Origin of the sequence: Saccharothrix sp. AJ9571 (genome assembly GCF_021725495.1) — a bacterium.
In the GTDB taxonomy this organism is placed as follows: domain Bacteria; phylum Actinomycetota; class Actinomycetes; order Mycobacteriales; family Pseudonocardiaceae; genus Amycolatopsis; species Amycolatopsis magusensis.
Genome location: NZ_CP091382.1, coordinates 553,314 through 572,930, shown reverse-complemented (window position 1 = coordinate 572,930; position 19,617 = coordinate 553,314). Strand labels below are relative to the sequence as shown.

14 protein-coding genes are annotated in these 19,617 nt (G+C 67.2%); 6 read left to right on the top strand and 8 right to left on the bottom strand.

Going from position 1 to position 19,617, the window contains the following annotated elements; all coding sequences use genetic code 11:
* Positions 1 to 22 precede the first annotated feature (22 nt).
* The gene (locus tag L3Q67_RS02765) at positions 23 to 352 is read left to right on the top strand and encodes a helix-turn-helix domain-containing protein (RefSeq protein WP_499188026.1); all 330 of its coding nucleotides are present in this window, start codon (positions 23 to 25) and stop codon (positions 350 to 352) included.
* On the top strand, positions 349 to 987 hold the full coding sequence (locus L3Q67_RS02760) for a permease prefix domain 1-containing protein (RefSeq protein WP_499188025.1): 639 nt from the start codon (positions 349 to 351) through the stop codon (positions 985 to 987). The genes L3Q67_RS02765 and L3Q67_RS02760 overlap by 4 nt, the downstream gene beginning before the upstream one ends.
* Here the strand turns inward: L3Q67_RS02760 and L3Q67_RS02755 are convergent.
* Positions 969 to 2,108, bottom strand: coding sequence for a serine hydrolase domain-containing protein (locus L3Q67_RS02755; protein WP_499188024.1), 1,140 nt, complete (start codon positions 2,106 to 2,108; stop codon positions 969 to 971). The two genes, L3Q67_RS02760 and L3Q67_RS02755, sit on opposite strands and share 19 nt — an antisense overlap.
* Positions 2,109 to 2,209: 101 nt before the next feature.
* Between L3Q67_RS02755 and L3Q67_RS02750 the strand changes: the two genes are divergently transcribed.
* Complete coding sequence (locus L3Q67_RS02750) at positions 2,210 to 2,590, top strand: MerR family transcriptional regulator (RefSeq protein ID WP_499188023.1); 381 nt, start codon at positions 2,210 to 2,212, stop codon at positions 2,588 to 2,590.
* Here L3Q67_RS02750 and L3Q67_RS02745 read toward each other — a convergent pair.
* Both L3Q67_RS02745 and L3Q67_RS02740 read right to left on the bottom strand, forming a co-directional pair.
* The gene (locus L3Q67_RS02745) at positions 2,577 to 4,628 is read right to left on the bottom strand and encodes an acyltransferase family protein (protein WP_499188022.1); all 2,052 of its coding nucleotides are present in this window, start codon (positions 4,626 to 4,628) and stop codon (positions 2,577 to 2,579) included. The two genes, L3Q67_RS02750 and L3Q67_RS02745, sit on opposite strands and share 14 nt — an antisense overlap.
* 222 nt (positions 4,629 to 4,850) lie before the next feature.
* Positions 4,851 to 5,435: a M15 family metallopeptidase domain-containing protein gene (locus L3Q67_RS02740; protein WP_499188021.1), complete on the bottom strand. Its 585-nt coding sequence runs from the start codon at positions 5,433 to 5,435 to the stop codon at positions 4,851 to 4,853.
* 146 nt (positions 5,436 to 5,581) lie between these two features.
* On the opposite strand from L3Q67_RS02740, the gene L3Q67_RS02735 reads away from it, so the two are divergent.
* The 3 genes from L3Q67_RS02735 (at position 5,582) to L3Q67_RS02725 (ending at position 8,706) form a co-directional block, all read left to right on the top strand.
* Positions 5,582 to 6,016, top strand: coding sequence for an Rrf2 family transcriptional regulator (locus L3Q67_RS02735; protein WP_499188020.1), 435 nt, complete (start codon positions 5,582 to 5,584; stop codon positions 6,014 to 6,016).
* Positions 6,017 to 6,108: 92 nt separating this feature from the next.
* Positions 6,109 to 7,527, top strand: a complete 1,419-nt coding sequence (locus tag L3Q67_RS02730) for an efflux MFS transporter permease (protein ID WP_499188019.1) — start codon at positions 6,109 to 6,111, stop codon at positions 7,525 to 7,527.
* A 474-nt stretch (positions 7,528 to 8,001) separates the two neighbouring features.
* Complete coding sequence (locus L3Q67_RS02725) at positions 8,002 to 8,706, top strand: hypothetical protein (RefSeq protein ID WP_499188018.1); 705 nt, start codon at positions 8,002 to 8,004, stop codon at positions 8,704 to 8,706.
* 902 nt (positions 8,707 to 9,608) lie between these two features.
* Here L3Q67_RS02725 and L3Q67_RS02720 read toward each other — a convergent pair.
* The 5 genes from L3Q67_RS02720 to L3Q67_RS02700 all read right to left on the bottom strand — a co-directional run bounded on the left by L3Q67_RS02720 (position 9,609) and on the right by L3Q67_RS02700 (position 19,497).
* Positions 9,609 to 10,883, bottom strand: coding sequence for a Wadjet anti-phage system protein JetD domain-containing protein (locus L3Q67_RS02720; RefSeq protein WP_499188017.1), 1,275 nt, complete (start codon positions 10,881 to 10,883; stop codon positions 9,609 to 9,611).
* Between the two features lie 2 nt (positions 10,884 to 10,885).
* Positions 10,886 to 14,902: a TIGR02680 family protein gene (locus L3Q67_RS02715; protein WP_499188016.1), complete on the bottom strand. Its 4,017-nt coding sequence runs from the start codon at positions 14,900 to 14,902 to the stop codon at positions 10,886 to 10,888.
* A gap of 88 nt (positions 14,903 to 14,990) precedes the next feature.
* Complete coding sequence (locus L3Q67_RS02710) at positions 14,991 to 16,199, bottom strand: TIGR02678 family protein (protein ID WP_499188015.1); 1,209 nt, start codon at positions 16,197 to 16,199, stop codon at positions 14,991 to 14,993.
* Entirely contained in the window at positions 16,196 to 17,800 is a 1,605-nt protein-coding gene (locus tag L3Q67_RS02705; protein WP_499188014.1) for a DUF2397 domain-containing protein, read from the bottom strand. The genes L3Q67_RS02710 and L3Q67_RS02705 overlap by 4 nt, the downstream gene beginning before the upstream one ends.
* Before the next feature lie 425 nt (positions 17,801 to 18,225).
* Positions 18,226 to 19,497: a hypothetical protein gene (locus L3Q67_RS02700; RefSeq protein ID WP_499188013.1), complete on the bottom strand. Its 1,272-nt coding sequence runs from the start codon at positions 19,495 to 19,497 to the stop codon at positions 18,226 to 18,228.
* Between the last annotated feature and the right edge of the window lie 120 nt (positions 19,498 to 19,617).

The window sequence follows — 19,617 nt, the reverse complement described above, 5'->3', positions numbered from 1 at the left end:
TCGATGGGTAGACTGTCTACCTATGAGGGCGGACGCGGTGCGCGGGCACCTGGACGGCCTGCTGCTGGCGGTGCTCGAAGCGGAACCGCTGCACGGGTACGCGATCATCGCCGCGGTGCAGCAGCGCAGCGGCGGTGTGCTGGAGCTGCGCACGGGCACCGTCTACCCGGCGCTGAACCGACTGGAACGACTCGGCCTGCTGCGCAGCGGCTGGCAGGCGGAGGGGGAGCGGAGGCGCCGGTGTTACGAACTGACCGACGCGGGCAGGCGCGCGCTGACCGCCGAACGCAGCGGATGGGCCGCGTTCACCAGCGCGATAGGGTCGGTGCTCAACCCAGGGGGTGCGCGGTGAGCGATCCGGTCGACGAGTACGCCGCCGCGCTTTCGGCCGCCCTGCACGGTCCCGCCCGCGCCAAGGCCACGCTGGTCGGGGACATCCGTGAGGGTCTCGCGGACGCTGTCGCGGATCACGCCTGCGCAGGCTTGTCGTCCCGGGAGGCCGCGGAGCTGGCGGTGCGCGAGTTCGGCACCGTCGAGGAACTGGTGCCGAGTTGTCAGCGTGAACTGACCATCGGCCAGACCCGCGCCACCGCCCGGATGGTGGCGGTGGTCGTGCCGGTGCTGATCATCTGCTGGCTGGCCGTGTGGAGCGGCCCCGAACTACCGGAAGCCGCGCAGGTGCTGGCCGCGATCGGGGTGACGGCCGTGCTGGCCGCCGGGCTCACCCTGGTCACCACCGGCGCGCTGGCGCGGCGGTTGCCGATGCCGCCGCTGCTGCCGATGGTGGCCGCGTGGACCGGCACCACCGCCAGCGTGGCGATGCCGCTGGCCACCGTGGTGCTCGCGATCGCGGCACCGTCCGACGGCTGGCCGCTTGTGCTGCTCGCCGCGCTGCTGACCGTGGTGTCGCACGGGGTGGTGGCGGCATCGGCCCGAGCCTGCCGCCACTGCGCCCGCCTCCCGGTCGTTCAGCCCAGCGCGTCGTAGACCGCCTGGGTGTAGGCGGCGCTGCGGTCCGAGCCGATGATGCCCGGCGCCATCCGGTTCATCATGTAGGTCAGGGTCATCCGCCGCTCCAGGTCCATGATCACCATCGAGCCGCCCCAGCCGCCCCAGAAGCAGATGCGGCCCTCCGGGATCCACGGCAGCACGTCCTGGCGCGGCAGGCCGAAGCCGATGCCCCAGCGCAGCGGGATGCCGAGACCGAGGTCCACGCCGTTGGCCTGCTCGTCGAAGATCAGCTCGATCGTCTCCTGGCCGAGCAGGCGCACCCCGTCGACCGTGCCGCCGCGCGGGATCGCCGAGAGCAGGCGCGCCAGCGAACGCGCGTTGCCGTGACCGTTGACCGCGCCGAGTTCGGCCTGCCGCCAGGCGGGGGTGTTGGCCATGTTCGGGTCGATCGCCGGTCCGCTGAGCGTCTTCACCATGATGTTGTCCGGCCCGAGCGCGGCGAAGTCCAGTTTCGCCGCGGGCGGCGGGACCACGTCGGCGATCCGGTGCCAGTCGGCCTCTTCGGCACCCAGCCGGAAGTCGGCGCCCAGCGGGCCGGCGAGCTCGTCGGCGATGAACTGCTTCAGCGACTTCCCGCTCACCCGGCGGACGACCTCGCCGATCAGGTGCCCGAAGTTGGCGGCGTGGTAACCGGAAGCCGTGCCCGGCGTCCACCACGGCGCCTGCGCGGCCATGCGAGCGGTCGACCCTTCGAGGTCGAAGAGGTCCTCGACGACGGCGGGTTGTTCCAGGCCGGACACCCCGGACGTGTGCGAGAGCAGGTGCCGGACCTCGACGTTCTCCTTGCCGTTCGCGGCGAACTCGGGCCAGTAGCGCGCGACCGGCGCGTAGACGTCCAGCTCACCGCGGTCGGCGAGCACCAGCGCGGCCAGGCTGGTCACGGTCTTGGTGGAGGACCAGACGTTGGCGATCGTGTGCTCGTCCCACGGCGTGGTCCGCGCCTGGTCGCGGTAACCGCCCCAGAGGTCGACCACCCGCTCGCCGTCGAGGTCGAGCACGAGCGAGGCACCCAGTTCCTCACCGGACTCGACGTGCTGCTCGAACGTGGCGCGCACGGCGGCGAACCGGGCATCGGCGGTGCCATGGACCAAGGTCATGATCATCTCCTCCGGGGAACAACGGGATCACTGGCTACGCTAAAACCTGACACCGGCGTGAGAGGCAAGCAGCTGCGATCCCGATCACAGGAGGACGGTCCATGCGCATCGGTGAACTGGCCGCGCGATCCGGCGTGAGCGTGCGCGCGCTGCGGTACTACGAGGAGCAGCGGTTGCTGACCTCGGCGCGCAGCGCGGGCGGGCAGCGATTGTACCCGGAGAAGGCCGTCCGGCAGGTCGAACTGATCCAGCAGCTCTACGCGGCGGGCCTGGCCAGCCGGACCATCGCCGGGCTGCTGCCGTGCGTGGTCAGCGGTGAGGTGACCCCGGAACTGCTCGAGCGGCTCACCGCCGAACGCGACCGCATCGACGGCCAGCTGCTGAACCTGCAACACGCCAGGGCCCGGCTCGACGCCATCATCACCACCTCGGCCGGGGCGAAGGTCGCCGGTCGTCCCTGCGCCGGGGTCACCGCTCCGTGAGCCCGACCTCCGCGGCGATCATCGGCGTAAGGGTGCGGGCGAACTCGCGGTTCAGGTGGTCGGAGTCGTAGTAGACGACCACGTTGCCGACCACGCCGTGGCACTGGTTCGCGTCGCAGAAGTAGTCGGTCAGGTCGATCAGGCTGACGCCCGGGTTCCGGCTCGTGCGCGCGGCTTCGGTGAGCGGATCCGGCGGTTGCGCGAGCCTGCGTTCCACCGCGCAGGCGGCGGGCTGCTGGGAGTTGATGCTGACGCAGTCGGCTTCTCGGACGTCACCGTTCAGCGGCGGATCAGCGAGCACGTAGACCTGGGCGCCCGCGGCGGTCCAGGCGCTCCAGTAGGTGTCGAGGCCCTCGCGGTACTGGGCCAGTTGTGACCGGCCGGTGCCGTCGTCGGCGATTTCCTGCCGGGCGTAGAACGAGGTGAAGACGTACGCGGGCCGCTCGACCGCGATCGCCGACGCCAGATCCCGCGACCAGTGCGTGCACTTCGGCACATCGGTGTCGCCGGTGGCACCGCGGAAGCCGCGGTAGGAGATGTCGGCCATCGGGCAGGCGCCGAGCAGGCCGAGCTTGACCACCCAGCCGTGCTCGCGCGCCAGGTCGAACACGGGTGCCTGCCACTGCTGCGCGTGGGAGTCACCGACCAGCCAGACGACCTTCGGCTGCGGGGTGCCACCGCTGAAGTCGCAGACGCTGACGGTCTTCTTGTCCCCGGCCAGGTGCGTGCCCAGCCATTCGCCGCATTCGGGCGGGCGCTGGTGGTATTCGCTCGACGGCCCCAGGTGGGGCACCTTGGCCGGGCCGAACGGGGCTTCGCACTCGTTTTCCGGCACCAGCGCGGCAGCACCGTGGCAGGTCTTCACGGCTTCCCGTTTCGCGGCCAGCTCGCTCTGCTTGACCTGGCTGTCGTAGGCCCAGGTGAGGCTGGTCGACGCCAGCGCGATCACGGCCATACCGGCGACGACCGCGGTCAGCGTCATCCTCGAACTCTCCGCCAGCGGCCGCCACGCCATGCCGCGGTCTTCGATTACGGCCTTCGTCAGCCAGGCCAGCACCACGGAGACGGCGAGCAGGCCCAGTTGCTGCCACAGCGACAGGCTCGGCGATCCCAGCGCGAACGGCGCCAGCACGATCAACGGCCAGTGCCACAGGTAGAGCGAATAGCTGATGCCGCCGAGGAACTGCACCGGCCGCACGGCGGTGAACCTGGTGTGCCACTGGGTTTGCGGCCCGGAGAGGATGACCAGCCCGGTGCCGATCGTCGGCAGCAGCGCGAACAGCCCGGGGAAGTGGGTGTGGTGGTCGAAGAACACCGCCGAGCCGACGATCAGCGCGAAACCCACGCCTGAGGCGATACCCGCGTGCTGTTTGGAGAGCCGCAGCTTCGCCGCACTCAACGCGATCAGCGCGCCGATGGCGAACTCCCACACGCGCACCGGCGTGACGAAGTACGCTGCGGCCTTCGAGACCGCGGTGAGGTGGACGCAGTAAATCAGCGACGCGAGGCCCGCGATCGCGATCCCGACGGTCATCGCACGACGACCGCGCAGCCGGAACAGCAGCAGGAGCAACAGCGGCCAGAACAGGTAGAACTGCTCCTCGACCGAGAGCGACCAGTAGTGCTGGGCCAGGCTCGCCGAGGCGGACAGCGCCGAGTAGTCCACCGAATTGGCTGCCAGCAGCCAGTTCTCCACGTAGAAGGCGCTGGCGAGGATCTCCCCGGCATTCGCTTCCCAGCGCGGGAAGGGCAGCAGGAAGTAGGCGGTCACCGCGCTGAAGGCGAGCACGAGGAAGGCCGCGGGCAGCAGCCGCCGGGCCCGCCGCGCGTAGAACTTCGCGAGCCGGATGCGGCCGGTGCCGTCGACTTCCCGGTGCAGGTGCGCGGTGATCAGGAAGCCGGAGATCACGAAGAACACGTCGACACCGACATAACCGCCGGTCAGCCCCAGCGGCCACAGGTGGTTGAGCACCACGGCGAGAACGGCGATGGCCCGTAGTGCCTGGATGTCGGTACGGAAGCGGGTCTCGGTCGCCAACAGACAACTTTCTCGGCTCGCGGGGGCGGGGCAGGAGGTATCTAACTCGACGGGGGTGCCTCGGGGCCGGATGCCCCGATGTGATGTGGTCCACAGCACCGGCGGCAAGTTTGCCTTGGGCACGCTGGGTTATCGCGCCCGGTGCACCGGCTCACGCCCCCGGCAGGTCGCGCGCCGGTAAGCCCACGCAGGGTCGCCGTCAGCGCTTCCAGCCCGCGGTACTCAGTTGCCCGTCGCGCTCGGCAGCATGGCCGGGCAGCCGGACACCTGGTAGTCCGCGTTGTACTCGAAGTGCCACTCTTCGTTCTGGTACCGGCGGCACCAGCCCAGCGCCGGTCCGTTGCGCTCCACCCAGGCAGCCGACGCGAGCGGCTGGATGTCCACCGCGATGCCCTGGACGTGCATGGACTTCTCCGGCGGCAGGACGTATCGCCCGGCCAGTTCCGCCGTGCCGAACTTCTCCACCGCCTGGTCGAATTCCCGTTGCTGCTGGGCCAGACTGCGCTTGCTGTCGTTGACGCACAACTGGATGCCCTTGGCCCCGGCCTCTGCCCGCAGCCGCTCCCAGGCCGCCAGCACGTCCGGTCGCAGTCCGGCGACCTGCTCGTCGACGTACCGCTTGTCCAGCGGGCAAACCGGCCCGGTCTCCGGCCCCGGGATCTCGGCGAGGATCGCCTCCGCGCGCCCGGCGACCGGGTCTTCGCCGAAGGTGACCGTGCCGGTCGCCCCCAGGGTGGACACCGCGGCGATCGCCAGTGCCAATGCCACCAGCGTGCTGATCAAGGTCCGTCTGTCTCCGCTGGGCACCGAACCGATCTTAGTGACGAACGGTGACCCGGCGCGAAGTGTCAACCCCCACTGTGATCGTCCCGGAAATCGAGCAACCTGATTGACAGCCCACTGAAACTGCAACTACGTTGATTGCAGTTCGGCCGAGCATGGGGAGGAACGTGGTGGGTCTCAGCAGCAGGAGCGCGGTCGCCATCCACGCCCTGACGTTGCTGGCGCGCTGGGACGACCGCTCGCTCACCTCCGCGGAGATCGCGGAAAGCCTGGCGAGCAACGCCGTGCTGGTGCGCCGCATCCTCGGCAACCTGCGCGACGCCGGCCTGGTGTGGGCCACCGAGGGTCGTGGCGGCGGCTGGTCGCTGGCCCGCCCGGCGCGCGAGATCACGCTGTACGACGCCTATACCGCGGTCGAAGAGGGTCCGGTGCTCTCGAGGCACGCCCACCCGCCCAGCGAGGCGTGCGAGGTCGGCCGCAACATGCAGGCCCTGCTCGAAGTGGAATTCCGGGACGCGGAACGCGCCATGGAGGACCGGCTCGGCAAAACGACCATCGCCCACCTGGCACGGCAGGTAGTGGCCATCGAACAGACCCACGCGTAACCGAGCAACGGCGGAACCCTCCGCCGTTCATTTTTTGCCCAAACTGTAACCACAACGGTGGCAGTAAGCGCTGCCCGGAAGGACGCTTCCCTATGTCATCCACTTCGGCCACCGCTGGCCGCACCGGCTCGGTGGCCCTGCTCGCGGTGCTCCTGCCGTCGATGCTCGTCACTGTCATCGCCAGCGACATGGTCACTCTCGTGCTCCCTTCGATCGGGGCGGAGTTCGGCGCCTCCGAGGCGGAACTCGCCTGGGTCGTCACCGGCTTCCTACTGGTGTTCGCGGTCGGCATCCCGTTCTACGGCCGCATCTCGGACCGGGTGAGCCTGCGGCGTCTGTTCGGTTTCGCCCTCGTGGCCTATGCCGTCGGGAGCCTGGTCTGCGCACTCGCCCCGGACCTGCTGGTGCTCGTGCTCGGCCGGATCGTCATGGGGGTGGGCGCGGCCGCCATCCCGGTGCTCTCGATCATCGCCGTCACCAAGCTGATGCCGGCGGACAAGCGAGGTACCGGCATCGGTGTCGTCTCCGCGGCCGCCGGGATCGGAACCGCCGCCGGACCGGCCATCGGCGGCGGAATCGGTCAGCTCCTCGGCTGGCCCGCGTTGTTCTGGCTCATGCTCGTAGCCGCGTTGGCCCTGCTTCCCGCCGCGCTGCGGGTGCTCCCTGGCGAACCCCCGGCAGCCACCGGACGGTTCGACCTGCCCGGCGGCATCCTTCTGGGCCTTGGCGCCGGTCTCTTGCTCTTCGGCATCACCCAGGCGCAGGTCGCCGGGTTCTCGGCACCCTCGTCCTGGGCCAGCCTCGTGGTGGCGATCGTCGCGCTCGCGCTCTTCGGCCGGCGAACCGTCCGCGTGGCGCAGCCGTTCGTCCCGCCCGCGTTGTTCACCAATCGCGTCTACCGGGTCGCCGTCGTGGTCGCCTTCCTCGCCATGCTGGTCAATCTCGGCGGCCTGGTGTTCGTCCCGCTGCTGGTCGTCGACGTCAACGGCCTCAGCCCGGGGGCGGGTGCCCTGGTGATGATCCCGGCCGGGATCGCTGTCGCCCTCCTCTCACCGTTGATCGGCCGCATCACCGACCGCGTCGGCACCCGGCCGTTGGTGCTGACCGGCCTGGCGGTCATGGGCCTGTTCAGCCTCTTCCTCGCGACCTTCACCGGAAGCGACTCGGTGCTCCCCGCCGCGGCGGGCATCCTCGGGCTCAGTGCGGGTTTCATCTCCGTGCTCACCCCGATCATCAGCGCCGCGGCCGGTGCGTTGCCCGCTGATCAGGTCGGTGTCGGCATGGGGATCCTCCAGGGCGCGCAGTTCCTCGGTGCCGGCACCGGCCCGGCCCTGTTCGGGGTACTGGTGACCGCGAGGCAGCAAAGCGGCAGCAGCGCTCTGAACCCCTGGTTCACCAGCCACGAAGGCGCGGCGTTCTCCGACGTCTTCCTGGCCATGGCCGTGATCGTCCTCCTCACACTGGTCGTCGCGTTCCGGATGCGTCCACACCGTCAGGCGGCCGGTGGATGACTGGGCGCGCTTCGGACGGCTCCGGCGGGAGCCTGGCGCGATGCGGGTGATGGCTGAGGTAGTGGAGCTTGTGCAGGTGCCGTTGAGCGAGACCGGCGCGCCTGGCCTCCTCGAACGCCGCGCGGGCGGCCCGGTTGCCTGCCCGCCGACCACACGGCGGGTTGCCGGAGTTCATGATTCAGCTCCTCGTGAGCAACAGAGGGTGACCGACTGGACGCGCGTGGCATCAGCCGGAAGATTCCACGTAAGAGAGGCGCGGCCGGACTCGGCGCACGACGAAATAACGATCTGTCGTCGCCAGGGAGAGCGCGGTGGCTCTCCCTGGTCGATCGCTTCCTGTGCCGGCGATCAACTCGCCTGGCTGGTGCCCCCGGCAGGACGCGAGAAGGATGGGAACGGGCCTGACCAGGGACTCTTCACTGGACCGTTGACGGTGGAGGCGGTCTTCGATCTTCCGGCGCCGGGGAGCCGGTCATGAGCACGAACTCGCGGTCGGTGGCTCGGTTCGTCACGGTCACCATGGGGATGGTCATCGGCCTGACCTTCCTGTTCGGCTTCGGCAACGTCCTGAACCTGGCGTTGAAGCTGGGGGTGCCGGTCTACGTGGCTCCGCTGGTGGCGCCGGCTGTGGACCTGACGGTGCTGGGCCTACTCGTCGGTACTCGTCACCTGGCGTTGTCGAGCGCTGGCGACGACGTTCTGCGACCAGCGCGCCGCCTGCTGCTGGCGGCCAGCGTGGTGACGCTGCTGTTGAACGTGGCTGACCCGGTCGCCGCCGGGCAGTGGGGCAAGGCAGCGTTCGACGCCGTCGGCCCGCTCCTGCTGATCGGGTGGGCCGAGGCAGGGCCCGGCTTACTTCGCGCCCTGAACGACGTGCCGCAGCCGTTCGTTCACCAGATGGAAGAGGAACCGGCTGGGGAGGCAATCGCTCAGTCCATCAAGCCGACAGGTACCGCACGCCGCCACACGAGCGAGCTGGATAGTGCCCTCTTGGAGCTGGCTCGTCGCGCGGACGCTGAGCATTGGCGTCGTTGTCGGCGGCCTATCTCGGCGGAGACTCTCCGGAAGGAGTTGCGGGTCGGCGCGGCGACATCGCGGGAGCTGGTGGCAGTGGTTCGCTCTATGAACGGGCCAGCAGTTGCGGCTCGGTCAGCTTCAGCAGAACGCCTGTCGAGCTGACCTGGTCAACGTCGCTGTTGCGGGGCAGGTTGGCGGGCTCTGCACGCCCCGAGGTTTCCCAACGCTAGCGGGAGTGGCCTCGGGTCGTCCAGCCAGGTCCCGTCAGGGGCGTCTTCCTCGCCATTCCGTTACCGGGGAGGGTGACATCGGCCTGGCCTTCATCGGGGACCCGAGGGACCGCCCCCGCTCGCGCGGGGACGACCTCGGATCGGTGGCGAAGCGGGCGAACGCGCAGGGGCCAGCCCCGCTCGCGCGGGGACGACGTCGCCGAAGGCTGTTGAGGGCGATCTCGTTCAGGACCACCCCCGCTCGCGCGGACGACACCGCGGTGGCGCCGGTCAGGCACTCGGCCACGGGACCACTCCCGCTCGCGCGGGGACCACATCGACAGTGACCCGCGTGGTCGGCTCGAGCTCGGGACCACCGTGGGTGAACCTACCTGGCAACTGCTTCACGGGACCACCCCGCTCGCGCGGGGACCACGACCTGGCTGACGAACTGCTGCGTCAAGCGCCGGGACCACCCCCGCTCGCGTGGGACCACGTGGCGGCCGGGCAGCGCACGATCAAGACTGGCCAATCAGGAGTGCGGTACTCCCAATCCACGGCCTGCGCGATTCGTGCCGCTGGCTTATCGCCCTTCGGTACACTCACCGAGAACAGGAATTCGACGGCGCGCTCGTTCTCTACCGCCCGCGCTCGCCGACCTGGGCCTTGGCCATGCTGGGTTAGCAACTTCGCGATGCAACCGTTGATGTCTCGGACTCCTCATGGGTGTGCGGGTCGGGTTATGCCGAACTGGTGATCTGGACGATCGCCTCGACTGTCACCTGTGTTCTGCGGTGGCATTCCTCGTCGCGGGCCCATACGCTTCGGATATTCCGACTGCCATCTCAAGTAAGCTCATAAGCCGCCAGGCGAAGCGACGAGTTGCTTGAGCTGCCGTACTACGATCGGTGTGGTCTCGAACTGAATGCTCTCTTGCTCGCAGCGGTGACCGTTGGTCGCGATGGCGGCTGCAAGCGGGCGCAGTAACTCGGGGCCGTGGTCGGCGAGCTTGGCTGCGGCGTGCTGCCAGGTGGTGTGATCTTCCGGTTTCTTCTCCGCTAGCTTATTGCCCTTGGCCCAGATCTCGGGTGTCATGCCTACCGGGAGTACTCGGCGTTCGAGTCCGTTCTCCACGCTCTGCACGATCTCGATGCCGTCGGGGTCGAGGTCGCACCATGCGGCGACGTGCCGCGGGGCGATGTGCCGCAGGAAGGGGATAAGTCCCTTGCTGATGTTACCTTCGAGCCAGACGCAGAGCCATGTCCTCGTCAGATCGGTGTTGCGGCGCAGGTGTTCGAATGTCGTTTGGTTCTCCACCAGCAATACCCCGTCCGCCGGGCAGACCAGCTCGCCGGACTCGAGTGAGCCCTGGGCGGGGATGTCGATCCACGGTGTGGCGAGGCTGGCGTCGGCGATAGGGGCCTGGTTGGTCCACGACAGCGGGCCGGCGACGCGGATCAGTGCGTCGGTCCACTGCAGAGCTTGTTTGAGGCCCGTATCCACCAACCGGGAGAATGCTTCGAGCTGGGCCATCGTCCATCTCTTGGAGCCGCTGAGCGCGTTGGACGCCACCTCTTTCTCCCACGGCACTCGCGTCCGTGACTCCGGGTACCAGTAGGCTGCGGCTCTGATTGCGGCCTCGTAGGTAGACCATGATTTTGTCTCGGTCGCTGATTCCGGTGGCACCTGCGAGGTTGGCGCCAGCTCGAGCGCTTCCAGCAGCCGGCGTTCTCGGTCGAGCTGCGGTACGGGAACCATGACCTGCCATAGGTCGGCTCGTTGTCCTGCCACGCGTAACAGATTTACGCGGTCGTCGTAGCGTTTCCGCGCACGCGCGCTGATGACCGGTCCGTCGACGGCGATGAGGAGCTGGTGTAAGCCGATGCCAAACCGGGTACGGCGCAGCGCGAAGTCCGCCTTGCGCAGTTGAATGCCTGTTGGCTTGACGACATTTTCGTCGTGTCCGAACAACGCCTGCAGGTCTTCGAGGTTCTTCTCGCTCACGGTGTAGTTGAGCCACTTGTCGAGCTTGCGACCTCGGACGAGCTTCTCACGCGCCTTCGTGCAGAACTCCCTGCCACCAGCCGTTTTTGTCCAGGCGAGCAAAGCGGGGTCCACCGCACGTCGCACAGTTACTCCTGTTCGTCCGTGTCGAGAATCGACGGCGTCGGCCCAGCTTTGAGCGACCGGTCCTCCAGTCTGTGCCGCCGGGTTCCGTCCCATACGATCGGGGTGGCGAGGACACCGGAGATCTCTGGATCGCGGCGCAGCACGTACGTCATCAGACCGGGCACGGTGGTATGGAATCCCCACTCGTCGTGGCTGGCCATGACGAAGTCGAGATCGAATCCCGTCAACAACCCCATGCAGCTCGCCCGCATCTCGGCGTCGATGCCTGCGAACGCTTCGTCCAGGTAGATCGGCCGGGGCGAGGTAGGCGCTGCGCCCGCATAGTGGGCGGCGGCCGCCGCGAACATCGGCAGCTGCAACATCGCGGCCTTCTCGCCGCCCGACTTCTTCTTGTGCAGTTCGTCGGTCACCTCTACCGGCTTGGGATTGTCGTGGGACAGGACCTGGAGCTCGAATTCAGACCAGCGGCGGTAGTCCAAAGCCTCGGCGAGGTGAGTCTTCCAGTCACCGAACTCGGCTTGCTGACGTGCTTCACGGACCTGCTCGCCGAGGAACTCAATGAGCGTGTCGCGCGCTTCCTCGGCGAGGAAGTTCGTGGACCCTCGGTCGAGCAGCTTGATCGCGTTGTGCACATCTTTACCGGCGTTCGCCGCGGGCTTCCAGTGGATGCTCATCCGCATCTTGGACGCGGTCGGGTGGCGTTTGAGCTGTTCGTCCATCTCCCGCACGAGCCTGCTCGCGTCCAAGCGGCGCTGGCGCAGGTGCTCACCCACCTTGCCGAGCAGGACCTCGGCGTACAGCTTGCGCTCCTTGGCCTGCACGAACGTGCTGCGGGTTTCGATCTCGGCCGCGATCAGCTCCCGCAGGTCGGGCACGGAGTGGTCGGCACCGTTGAACGTCACCTGGACTACGAAGAGATCGCCTTCGTTGTCACCCCAGGGCCGCCAGTCCGGCCCTTCGATCTCTCTCTGCAGGTCGCGGAACTGGTGGTCGACGTCGTTGCGGGCGGTGTTCCTGGCGTTTTCGTCGAACTCTTCGCCGTTCAGCAGCGTGTGGACCCGGGTAGCCTCGGCGAGGGCGTCGGGTTCCTGCTCGTCGTCGCCGGGTACGCCGACCAGCGCGACGAACCCTCTGTCACCGGCTCGCCGGAACTCCGCTACCGCGGCTTGCCGGACTTCCAGCAGGCGCGCGACCTCTTCGCCGACCGTGCTGACCTCCTGCTTGAACGCACCGCGGTTCTCACCCAGTTGTCGTAACCGGACGGTGAGCTTCCCGCTCGCCCCTTCGGTCCCGGCCAGCTCATTGCGCTTGCCCTCCAGCCGCTGCAACATCTCCCGGATACCCAAGCCGAGCGACCGCGTCGTCTCGTCCAACTCCTCTCGGAGTTCGGTCGCGTGGTCCGCCGCGGCCGTCGACTCTTCTTGCTGCTCGTTGAGGTTTTCCGCTAGCTGGTTGACGCGGCTCTCCGTTTCGCCGTGCTGCTCGGCCAGAAGCAGGGTGGTGCCGATCCTGGCCACGAGTCGCTCCAGTGCAAGATGGAGGTCGGTCAGGGCAGAGTCCGCCGAGCGGAGCTGGTCGGGTGTCGTCGGGGTGAGGTGCGCGTGGGCGTAGGCGCGAAGTGCCTCGGCGGCTTCAGCGAGTGTGCGTTTGACGATGCCCAGCCGAGTCGCGGATTTCTCGAGCTCTTGGCCGAGCTGGTCCGCTTGCTTGCGTGCGGCGGTGAGTTCGCTGAGCGCGTCGCGGGCGATGGTGTCGGTGGGTTGCTTCCGCTGTTCCTCGGCGAGTGCGTGCAGTCGATCGTTGAACACCTCCAGGTCGGTGTCCAGGCCTGAGATCAGCACGTCGAGCTCGGCGAGCCGGGCGTCGAGCGTGGCGAGTCTGCGTTGCCGGGCGGCTTCCCGTGCGGTCGTACCGATGTAACTGGCCTTTTCCTGCCCAGAACGCCCGCGAACCGGGCCGATTGCCCACCGGCCGTCCGGTGAGACCCACGGCTGATCGTCACCGTTCACCGCGATCCTGGCCAGCATCACGGTGACCACACTCTCCGCGACATGCTCATGCGGCACGGCCTGCAGCAGGCTCGCCAGCGAGTCACCGCCGGGCAGGGCCGGACCCGGCACCAGGATCGCGTCCCAGCTGTCCTGGTCCACTAAGGCGCCGTCTGGGGTGACCCAGGCGTCCAGCAGTCCCGATCCGAGCAGCGCGGCCTCGATGCCCGCCCGCGCGTCATCCGGGACCTCGGGATGGAAGTCCACCAGGCGCCACAACGGCGCGCCCGCCACCCCGGTGCGGTCGCGACGGGCGACCAAGGGATCCGGAGGTGGCGGGTCCGTCTCAGCCTCGACCTGCTCCCGTTGCAGCGTGACGTTCTCATGATCGGCCGCCAACCGGGACCGGCCGGCCTTCACGGTGCTGCGCTTTTCCTGCAACCTGGCACGGGCGGTGTCCACGTGCTCCGCGATCGAATCGGCCAGCCGGGGAACGTCGGCGTCTCCAATCCGTTCCACCGCTGAGACCAGCCGCGCTACCTGTTCGTCGCTGAGGGGGCACTCGACGCATTCCCCAGACCACGAGACGATCGCCTGCGACAGCAGCGACACCTGGTCGTCGAACGTCGTTTCGAGCGTCTCCACCTGCTCCGTCGCGGTGACTCGGCGAGCGGACAAGTCGTCGTGAGTGGTCTGCACCCGGTCTGCGACGACCTGGGCCTCCTGCCGGTGGTCGTACAACCGTCGGGTCTCTTGCACAGCCACACGGCGTGCCGAGATGTAGCCCTCCACGATGTTCCGTGCGCTCGCCATGCCCTCTCGCAATCCGTCCAGCTCGGCCTCGAAAACAGCGAGAAGTCCTGCCGCCGAGGCGTGGGTCCGCGTTTCGGCCTCAGCCTCGGCCGCGTTCCCGCGCGCATCAGCGAGCTTGTTCACTGCTTCTTCGAGCCTTCGTCGCTCGATGGCCAGCAGGTTGCCTGTCTGTGTGGCGCGGCCTTTCGCCTGCCCCGCAGTTCTCGTCGCATCTGATACTCGGGACTTGAGCCGGTCGAGCGCCTCACGGTTCTTCATCTCGGGGCTGGTCTCGAGTGCGCGGATCTGGCCGCGCAGCATGTTCTGCTGGGCGCCGAGACGCCGCAGCTCGGTTTCCGCTTCGTCGAGGGCGGTTTCGGTCTTTGTGAGATTCTGTGCCGCGCGGTTGCCACGGCCGAGTACTTTCTGAAGTTTCTCCGCGGCGTCGATGACGTCGTGGGTGAGGTGCCGGATCATCCGCCGCGCGTAGACACGGTAGCTGGTGAGGAAGAGGTCGACTTCCTCCTGCGCCTTGACGAACTTCCTAAGGTCTTCCTCGTCCTGCTTGAGTTCGTCGAAGTTCTTGGCGAGCCCGGAGACGAGGTCGTCGTCGACCGGCGGCAAGCCGTTGGAGAGGATCTCCTTGAGCCGTTCGACGCTGAGGTTCTCGCTCAGTTTGGGTCTGCGCAGGATAATCAGCAGCTCCACCAGGCTGTGCAGGCGCTGCGGGCTCAGCCCGAACAGCTCGCGTGCGAGCTTGGCCAGGTAGTCCTCGGCCTTCGTGAACACAGTGTCGTCCGAGTCCCCGAGTCGCTTGGCGAGGTCGCTGCCGTCGAGTGGCCGCTGCGCGTGGTCGCAGAGTCTGAAGTCGACGTCGACGCGCAGCGGCGTGATGAAGTACCAGGATTCCGGGCTGCCGGACTTGGTCTCTCGCGCACGCATGCCCGCCCCGATCGTCCGGTACTCGGCGGTGCCGTCGTCGGTGATGCGCCCGTATTCGCACCAGACGTAACCGATCTGGTGGGTGCGTCCCTCGTACAGAAGGTTCTCGCGCATGGACCGGGCGTTGTTGCCGAACGGGTCGAGCCGCCGCGCCGAGAGGTTCGCGTCGAGGAGGAACGGGCTGGTCACCTCCAGCACCTTGGTCTTGCCGCTGCCGTTACGGCCGCGCAGGATCAGCCGTCCGTCGTGCAAGCGGAACTCCTCGTTGGCGTACTGCCAGATTCCCATCAGGCCCATACGCAATGGCTTGAATCGCGAGCCGGTCGGAGTCGGGGGAGTACCGGAGAGCAACGCGGAGAGCTGGGCGTCGCGTAAGTGTGGGGAGTCAGGACTGGGTGACATCGGTTTCCTCGTCGCCGGGCAGTGCGAACAGCGCCGCCGCCGGTTCTTGCTGTGCTGTAATGGGTTCTCGGACGTTGCGGTAGCGGCCGAGCGCGGGCAGGGTACGGGCGCCACCTTCGTCGAGGGGCTCGACCAGCCGGAGCTTGGTGAGCACCGTGAGTGCTGCCTGCCGAACCTCCCTCGGACTGCTCGCTCTGATCGCGCGGGCCGCAAGCTGTGGTGCTACCTGGTCCGCGATTCGGTGCAGGACTTCGTCCGCCACTTGATTCCCCGGCTCCGTCGCGTTCGGTTCGTCGGCGAGAGCGTGCGCGAAGAGCAGGGCGGCGAACTGGTCCTTGGTATCCTTGGGAAAGGCGAGGTCGGTCAGCTCGTCGTCGATGATGGCGGCGCCCTCGGCGCGCACTTCGAGGCGGGTGTCCAGCATTTCCCGTAACTGGCGGACGAAGAGGGCGCGCTGGTTGCGGAAGTAATCGATCTGGTCATCGGTCAGCTCGTCGAAGTACATCACCGGATGGTCGACGAGCCGCCGCATGACGGCGTGGCGCCGTCGTCTGTTGGCGCCTTCCACCGTGTCCGGATAGGACTGCCGAGTGATGTGCTGGTAGATCGCGGCTCGCGCAGGGGGAGTGGGACAAGCGAGGAGCAATGCCGCTGTGCGGTGGTCCACGTCGTAGAGCGCGTTTCCCTCGGACTCGACGTACCTGTTCTCGTCTTCGTGGGTCGAAGCGCTGTCCTGCACGGGAACCAGCGCACCATGGGTCGTCAGCAGCCGGATCGCCTGGATGAACGCCTTGCGTTCAGAGTACTCCGTCGAGTCGTAGGCGGGAATTCCCTCGGTGGCCGCGATAATCGTGGTGACCTCATCGGCGAGTTCGGTGATGACGGTCTGCGTGCCTGCATCTTCGAGCGTGGCCAGCACGAGGCAGAACAGGGCACAGCATCGGGCGTTTGGGGCGTCGTCCCTGTGCGTCACGGTCTGCGGCTCGGGCACCTTGACCAGGCGTATGACGTCACGTTCGATCACCAGTGGCCAGCCCAGGTACTCATCGAACCAGGCCTTGAGCGGCTTGGCGTGGCTGTGCACCAGTGTTGCCATTTTGGCGTGACGTCCACCTGGGTGCAGTAAGGGGTTCAGCACGAGGAACCGGGTGGCCTGGCGAAGCTCTTCCCGTGTGGTTTCCTCCAGGATCACGAGGCGCTCCCCATGTCCTCCAGCGTGATGTGGAGGTCGGCGATGCCCATGGTGCCACGTGGTGTGGTGATCGTGGCGACGTCGTCGGACTCGGGTTGCCGCAGCGTCACCCTTATCAACCCATCGCTGGTTTCCGCGTACCGGATTCCGTTGTGCTCAGGGCTGGCGAGCGCGACGTCGAGGCATCGCAGCAGCAGGTCGAACTCCGCGGCCGGGAGATGGGTGAGACTGGACAACAAGCATGGGCTACGACCGGCGAGAGATTTGGCGGCTGCCTCCACTGCGGCATCCTCCGCTTCCTGCTTCATCCGGAGCAGCTTCTTCGCCATGCGCTGGTTCGGCAGGCGCGAAGCGACCCCTCCGCTCGCTCGGGGGCCTTGCGTGCGCAGGCGCGGTGAAATCGGCGGGGCGACGCCCTCCCACCATCCGATACCCTGCCGGATGTCGATTTCGGCCTCCGCCGGGTGCGGCGCGCCCAGATGACGTGCGGAGTAGAGCCCGAAACCGGCGTGCCACAGGGCGGTCACGTCAGTGCCGGCCGAGGAGAACCACCGCGCCATCGCCACCAAGTCCGCCTTGCGGTTCACCCGCCGGAAGCGCTCGTCGTTCAGCTGACGCACCGTGGTCATGATCCGGCTGACGGCCTCGACGGAACGGTCGGCCAGCGTGGTCACCACCGGTTGCCGGTCGCCGTCTGGAAAAAACCACCGCCGCAGCCCGAGCCATTGTGCGCGCATCACCTCTGCGTCGCGGACAGCTGCTTCTTCCGTCGACACATTCAGCGTGGGTGCGGCCTCGACTGCGGCGATATCGGGAAGGACGGCCAGAATGCCGCGCTGCTCGGCGGCCTCGATCCCTTCGGCGATACCCGCCGCGAACTTCGCGATCCCGATCGAGAAGGTCTGCAGGTAATCGACCACGAGCCGCTTGTAGGCCAAGAACCTTTCGGCCTTCGCCGTGGAGTCGAGATGCAGCGACCGGTTCAAGCCCTGGACGAACAGCTTGGCGTTCTCCGACAGCTGCGTGAACCCGTTTACGACACGGGTGAAGGCGATGTAGGCTCGCTGGTCGCGGTCTGCCGCGCTGGGCTCGCCGAGTGCAGCGACCAGTTCCAGCAGTGCCTGGCGCACCTCAGGCAGCATCGATGCTTGGAGCGCGCCGGTCATCCCGAGCTCCTGGTCGATCTTGGTGAGCTCGCGGTGGACGACCGTGCCGGCGGGCGTCATCTGGTAGAGGTAGTCCTGCCGTAGGTATTCCTGAGGGCTGCCCTTGCGGTGCGTGTTGTGGATCCGGTCGACGTTGCCCCACTCACACAGCTGCTCAAGCAGTTTCGCGACCGGAGGATAGTCGATGGGGCCGCCGGCGGCCTTTTCGAGCCGTTCCGTCACCCGTTGAGCGATGGTTGCCGTCGGGAGCTGAAGCCCGAGTCGTGACTCCTCATCGACAAGTACCTCGAGTACGACCCGGTAGAATGGTGCCGCTTTCAATCCCAAGTACCTGACGACTGGCATCCGACCGGGCAACACACCCGCTTCGGCGAGCATGAGGATCTTCGCCCCTGCAGAATCCCATGCTTCCAGTAGTTCGTCGTCTTCGTCCACTCCGATGTATCTACATGCTACGCTGTCCTCGGCACATCGTTTTCGGTGATCGTCACTCGTTTCGGGCAACCGGTTACGCTTGCTAGTGCTTTCCGTCTCAGACTGGTGCCGTCGGGGAGATGCTGGATCCCGTGGGTAGCGTGCTGGGCTTCCTGTTCGGTGGTGATGCCGGTCAGAATGCCCGCAAAGCCGAGATGGGTGCCAGCCGGGAGGGGCATCGAGGTCGGCTCTGGGGTTGGCCACGGGCGGACATTGGGCCGTTCGGGCGACGGAGGCCTCAAGTCCGTGACTCGGCCCGATAATCACGCTATCGGCCCTTCTTATGAGACTCGTGAATTGCCTGGTGCGGACAAAAACCGGCGCTCGCCGGATACCGACCTGTAGCCGCAAGGGGCGCCTGTTGCCGGGACCCGCGTCGGATGGAGTCACGGTGAGGTTGGCCGTGGGATGGCGACGGTGAGCAGGGTGAGCCGGATGGCGCGCCGGGCGTCGCTGGTCGAGGAGAGCGTGAACTCGGGCGGATCATCTTCGCTCGCGGAGGCGGTGTGGGATAGGCACTGTTCGTGCTGGCGGAGGCACTCACTGGCTTTGTCGATGACGGCCGTGATGTCGGTTCGGTCTCGGATGAACAGCACGAGTGCGATGCGCGTGTCGCGCCAGACGGTGTAGCTGAGTAGTTGGTCGATAGCATCGGTGAACTTGGCGGGGCCGTTCCAAAATTTGCACTCGGCGATGAAGGCGTCTTTGTCGCGCCAGCGCAGTAGTATGTCAGTTTTTCCCTTCCCGACGAAGGTTTCGCCGGTTGCCAACCCGCCGTAGTTGGCGTTGAGGATGAACAGCAGTAGGTCGCGGATGCCTTCTTCGTTCTCGCCGGCGATCCGGTCGGCTGCGCTGGGAAGCCGCTCCAGAGCGCGGCCGAAGGAGGTGATCATGCCGATCAGGCTGTCGGCGATCTCGCCTGCCAGGGTGTACTCGGGGACGCCAGAAGCCCGAAATTGCTCAACGCGCTCCAGCGTCAGTTGGCGGGCCTTGACCGGCACGGTAACCGAGGATCTCGGAGTTGGGAACAGTGGAATCGACAGGTTGGCTGATGCCGAGCGGAGGGCCACGACTCGTGACCGTCGGGTTGTGACGATGGGGGCGATAGCAGCAACGACCTCGGCCTGGTGCTGATAGATCATGCTGTTGGCAGTCTCGATGCAGGTAGTCAGGGCTTCTTCCCATGCCCGCCAGGTCTGGCGTAGCCAGAGTTCGAAGCTGGCCCACACCTGCTCGCCATCGGCTACGGGCAACACAAGCAGTCCGTGCCATACGGGATAGTCATGGTCTGCGCCGACGGGTACTCTGTTGTTCCCACCGGAGGATAAGACGCGATCGGGCAACCTGAACAAGACTGCACCTGCGCCTTCCATCGGAACACCAAGCTCGATCTGCATGGGACTCGCTGTCGGTGCTTCCGCAGCGCTGCGAGTCGGCGGATGCGCGACTTCCTGGAACCACTTCAGGTCGAACCGCGGGACGATGGGCGCCGCCGCATGTTCCTCCAGGATCGTATGGATGAGAACCGGTGCATCGTGGTCGGCGAGGTCGTCAGCTGAGAGCCGGTGCGCGGCCGCGACGGCTCGCCGCTGCCGTTCGGGGAAGTTGTCTTCCCACACGGGCAGCGGATCGCGTGGAATATCGTGGGGTCTGGTCACAGTGCCTCGCTCGAACTTGAGGTTGCCGTAGCTCGCGCCTTCGCCAGGCGCAGGGTGCGTGCAACAGTTCCAGATCCGGTCGTGCTCCGCACCAAGCAACAGCTCTGATATCGGGCTGAC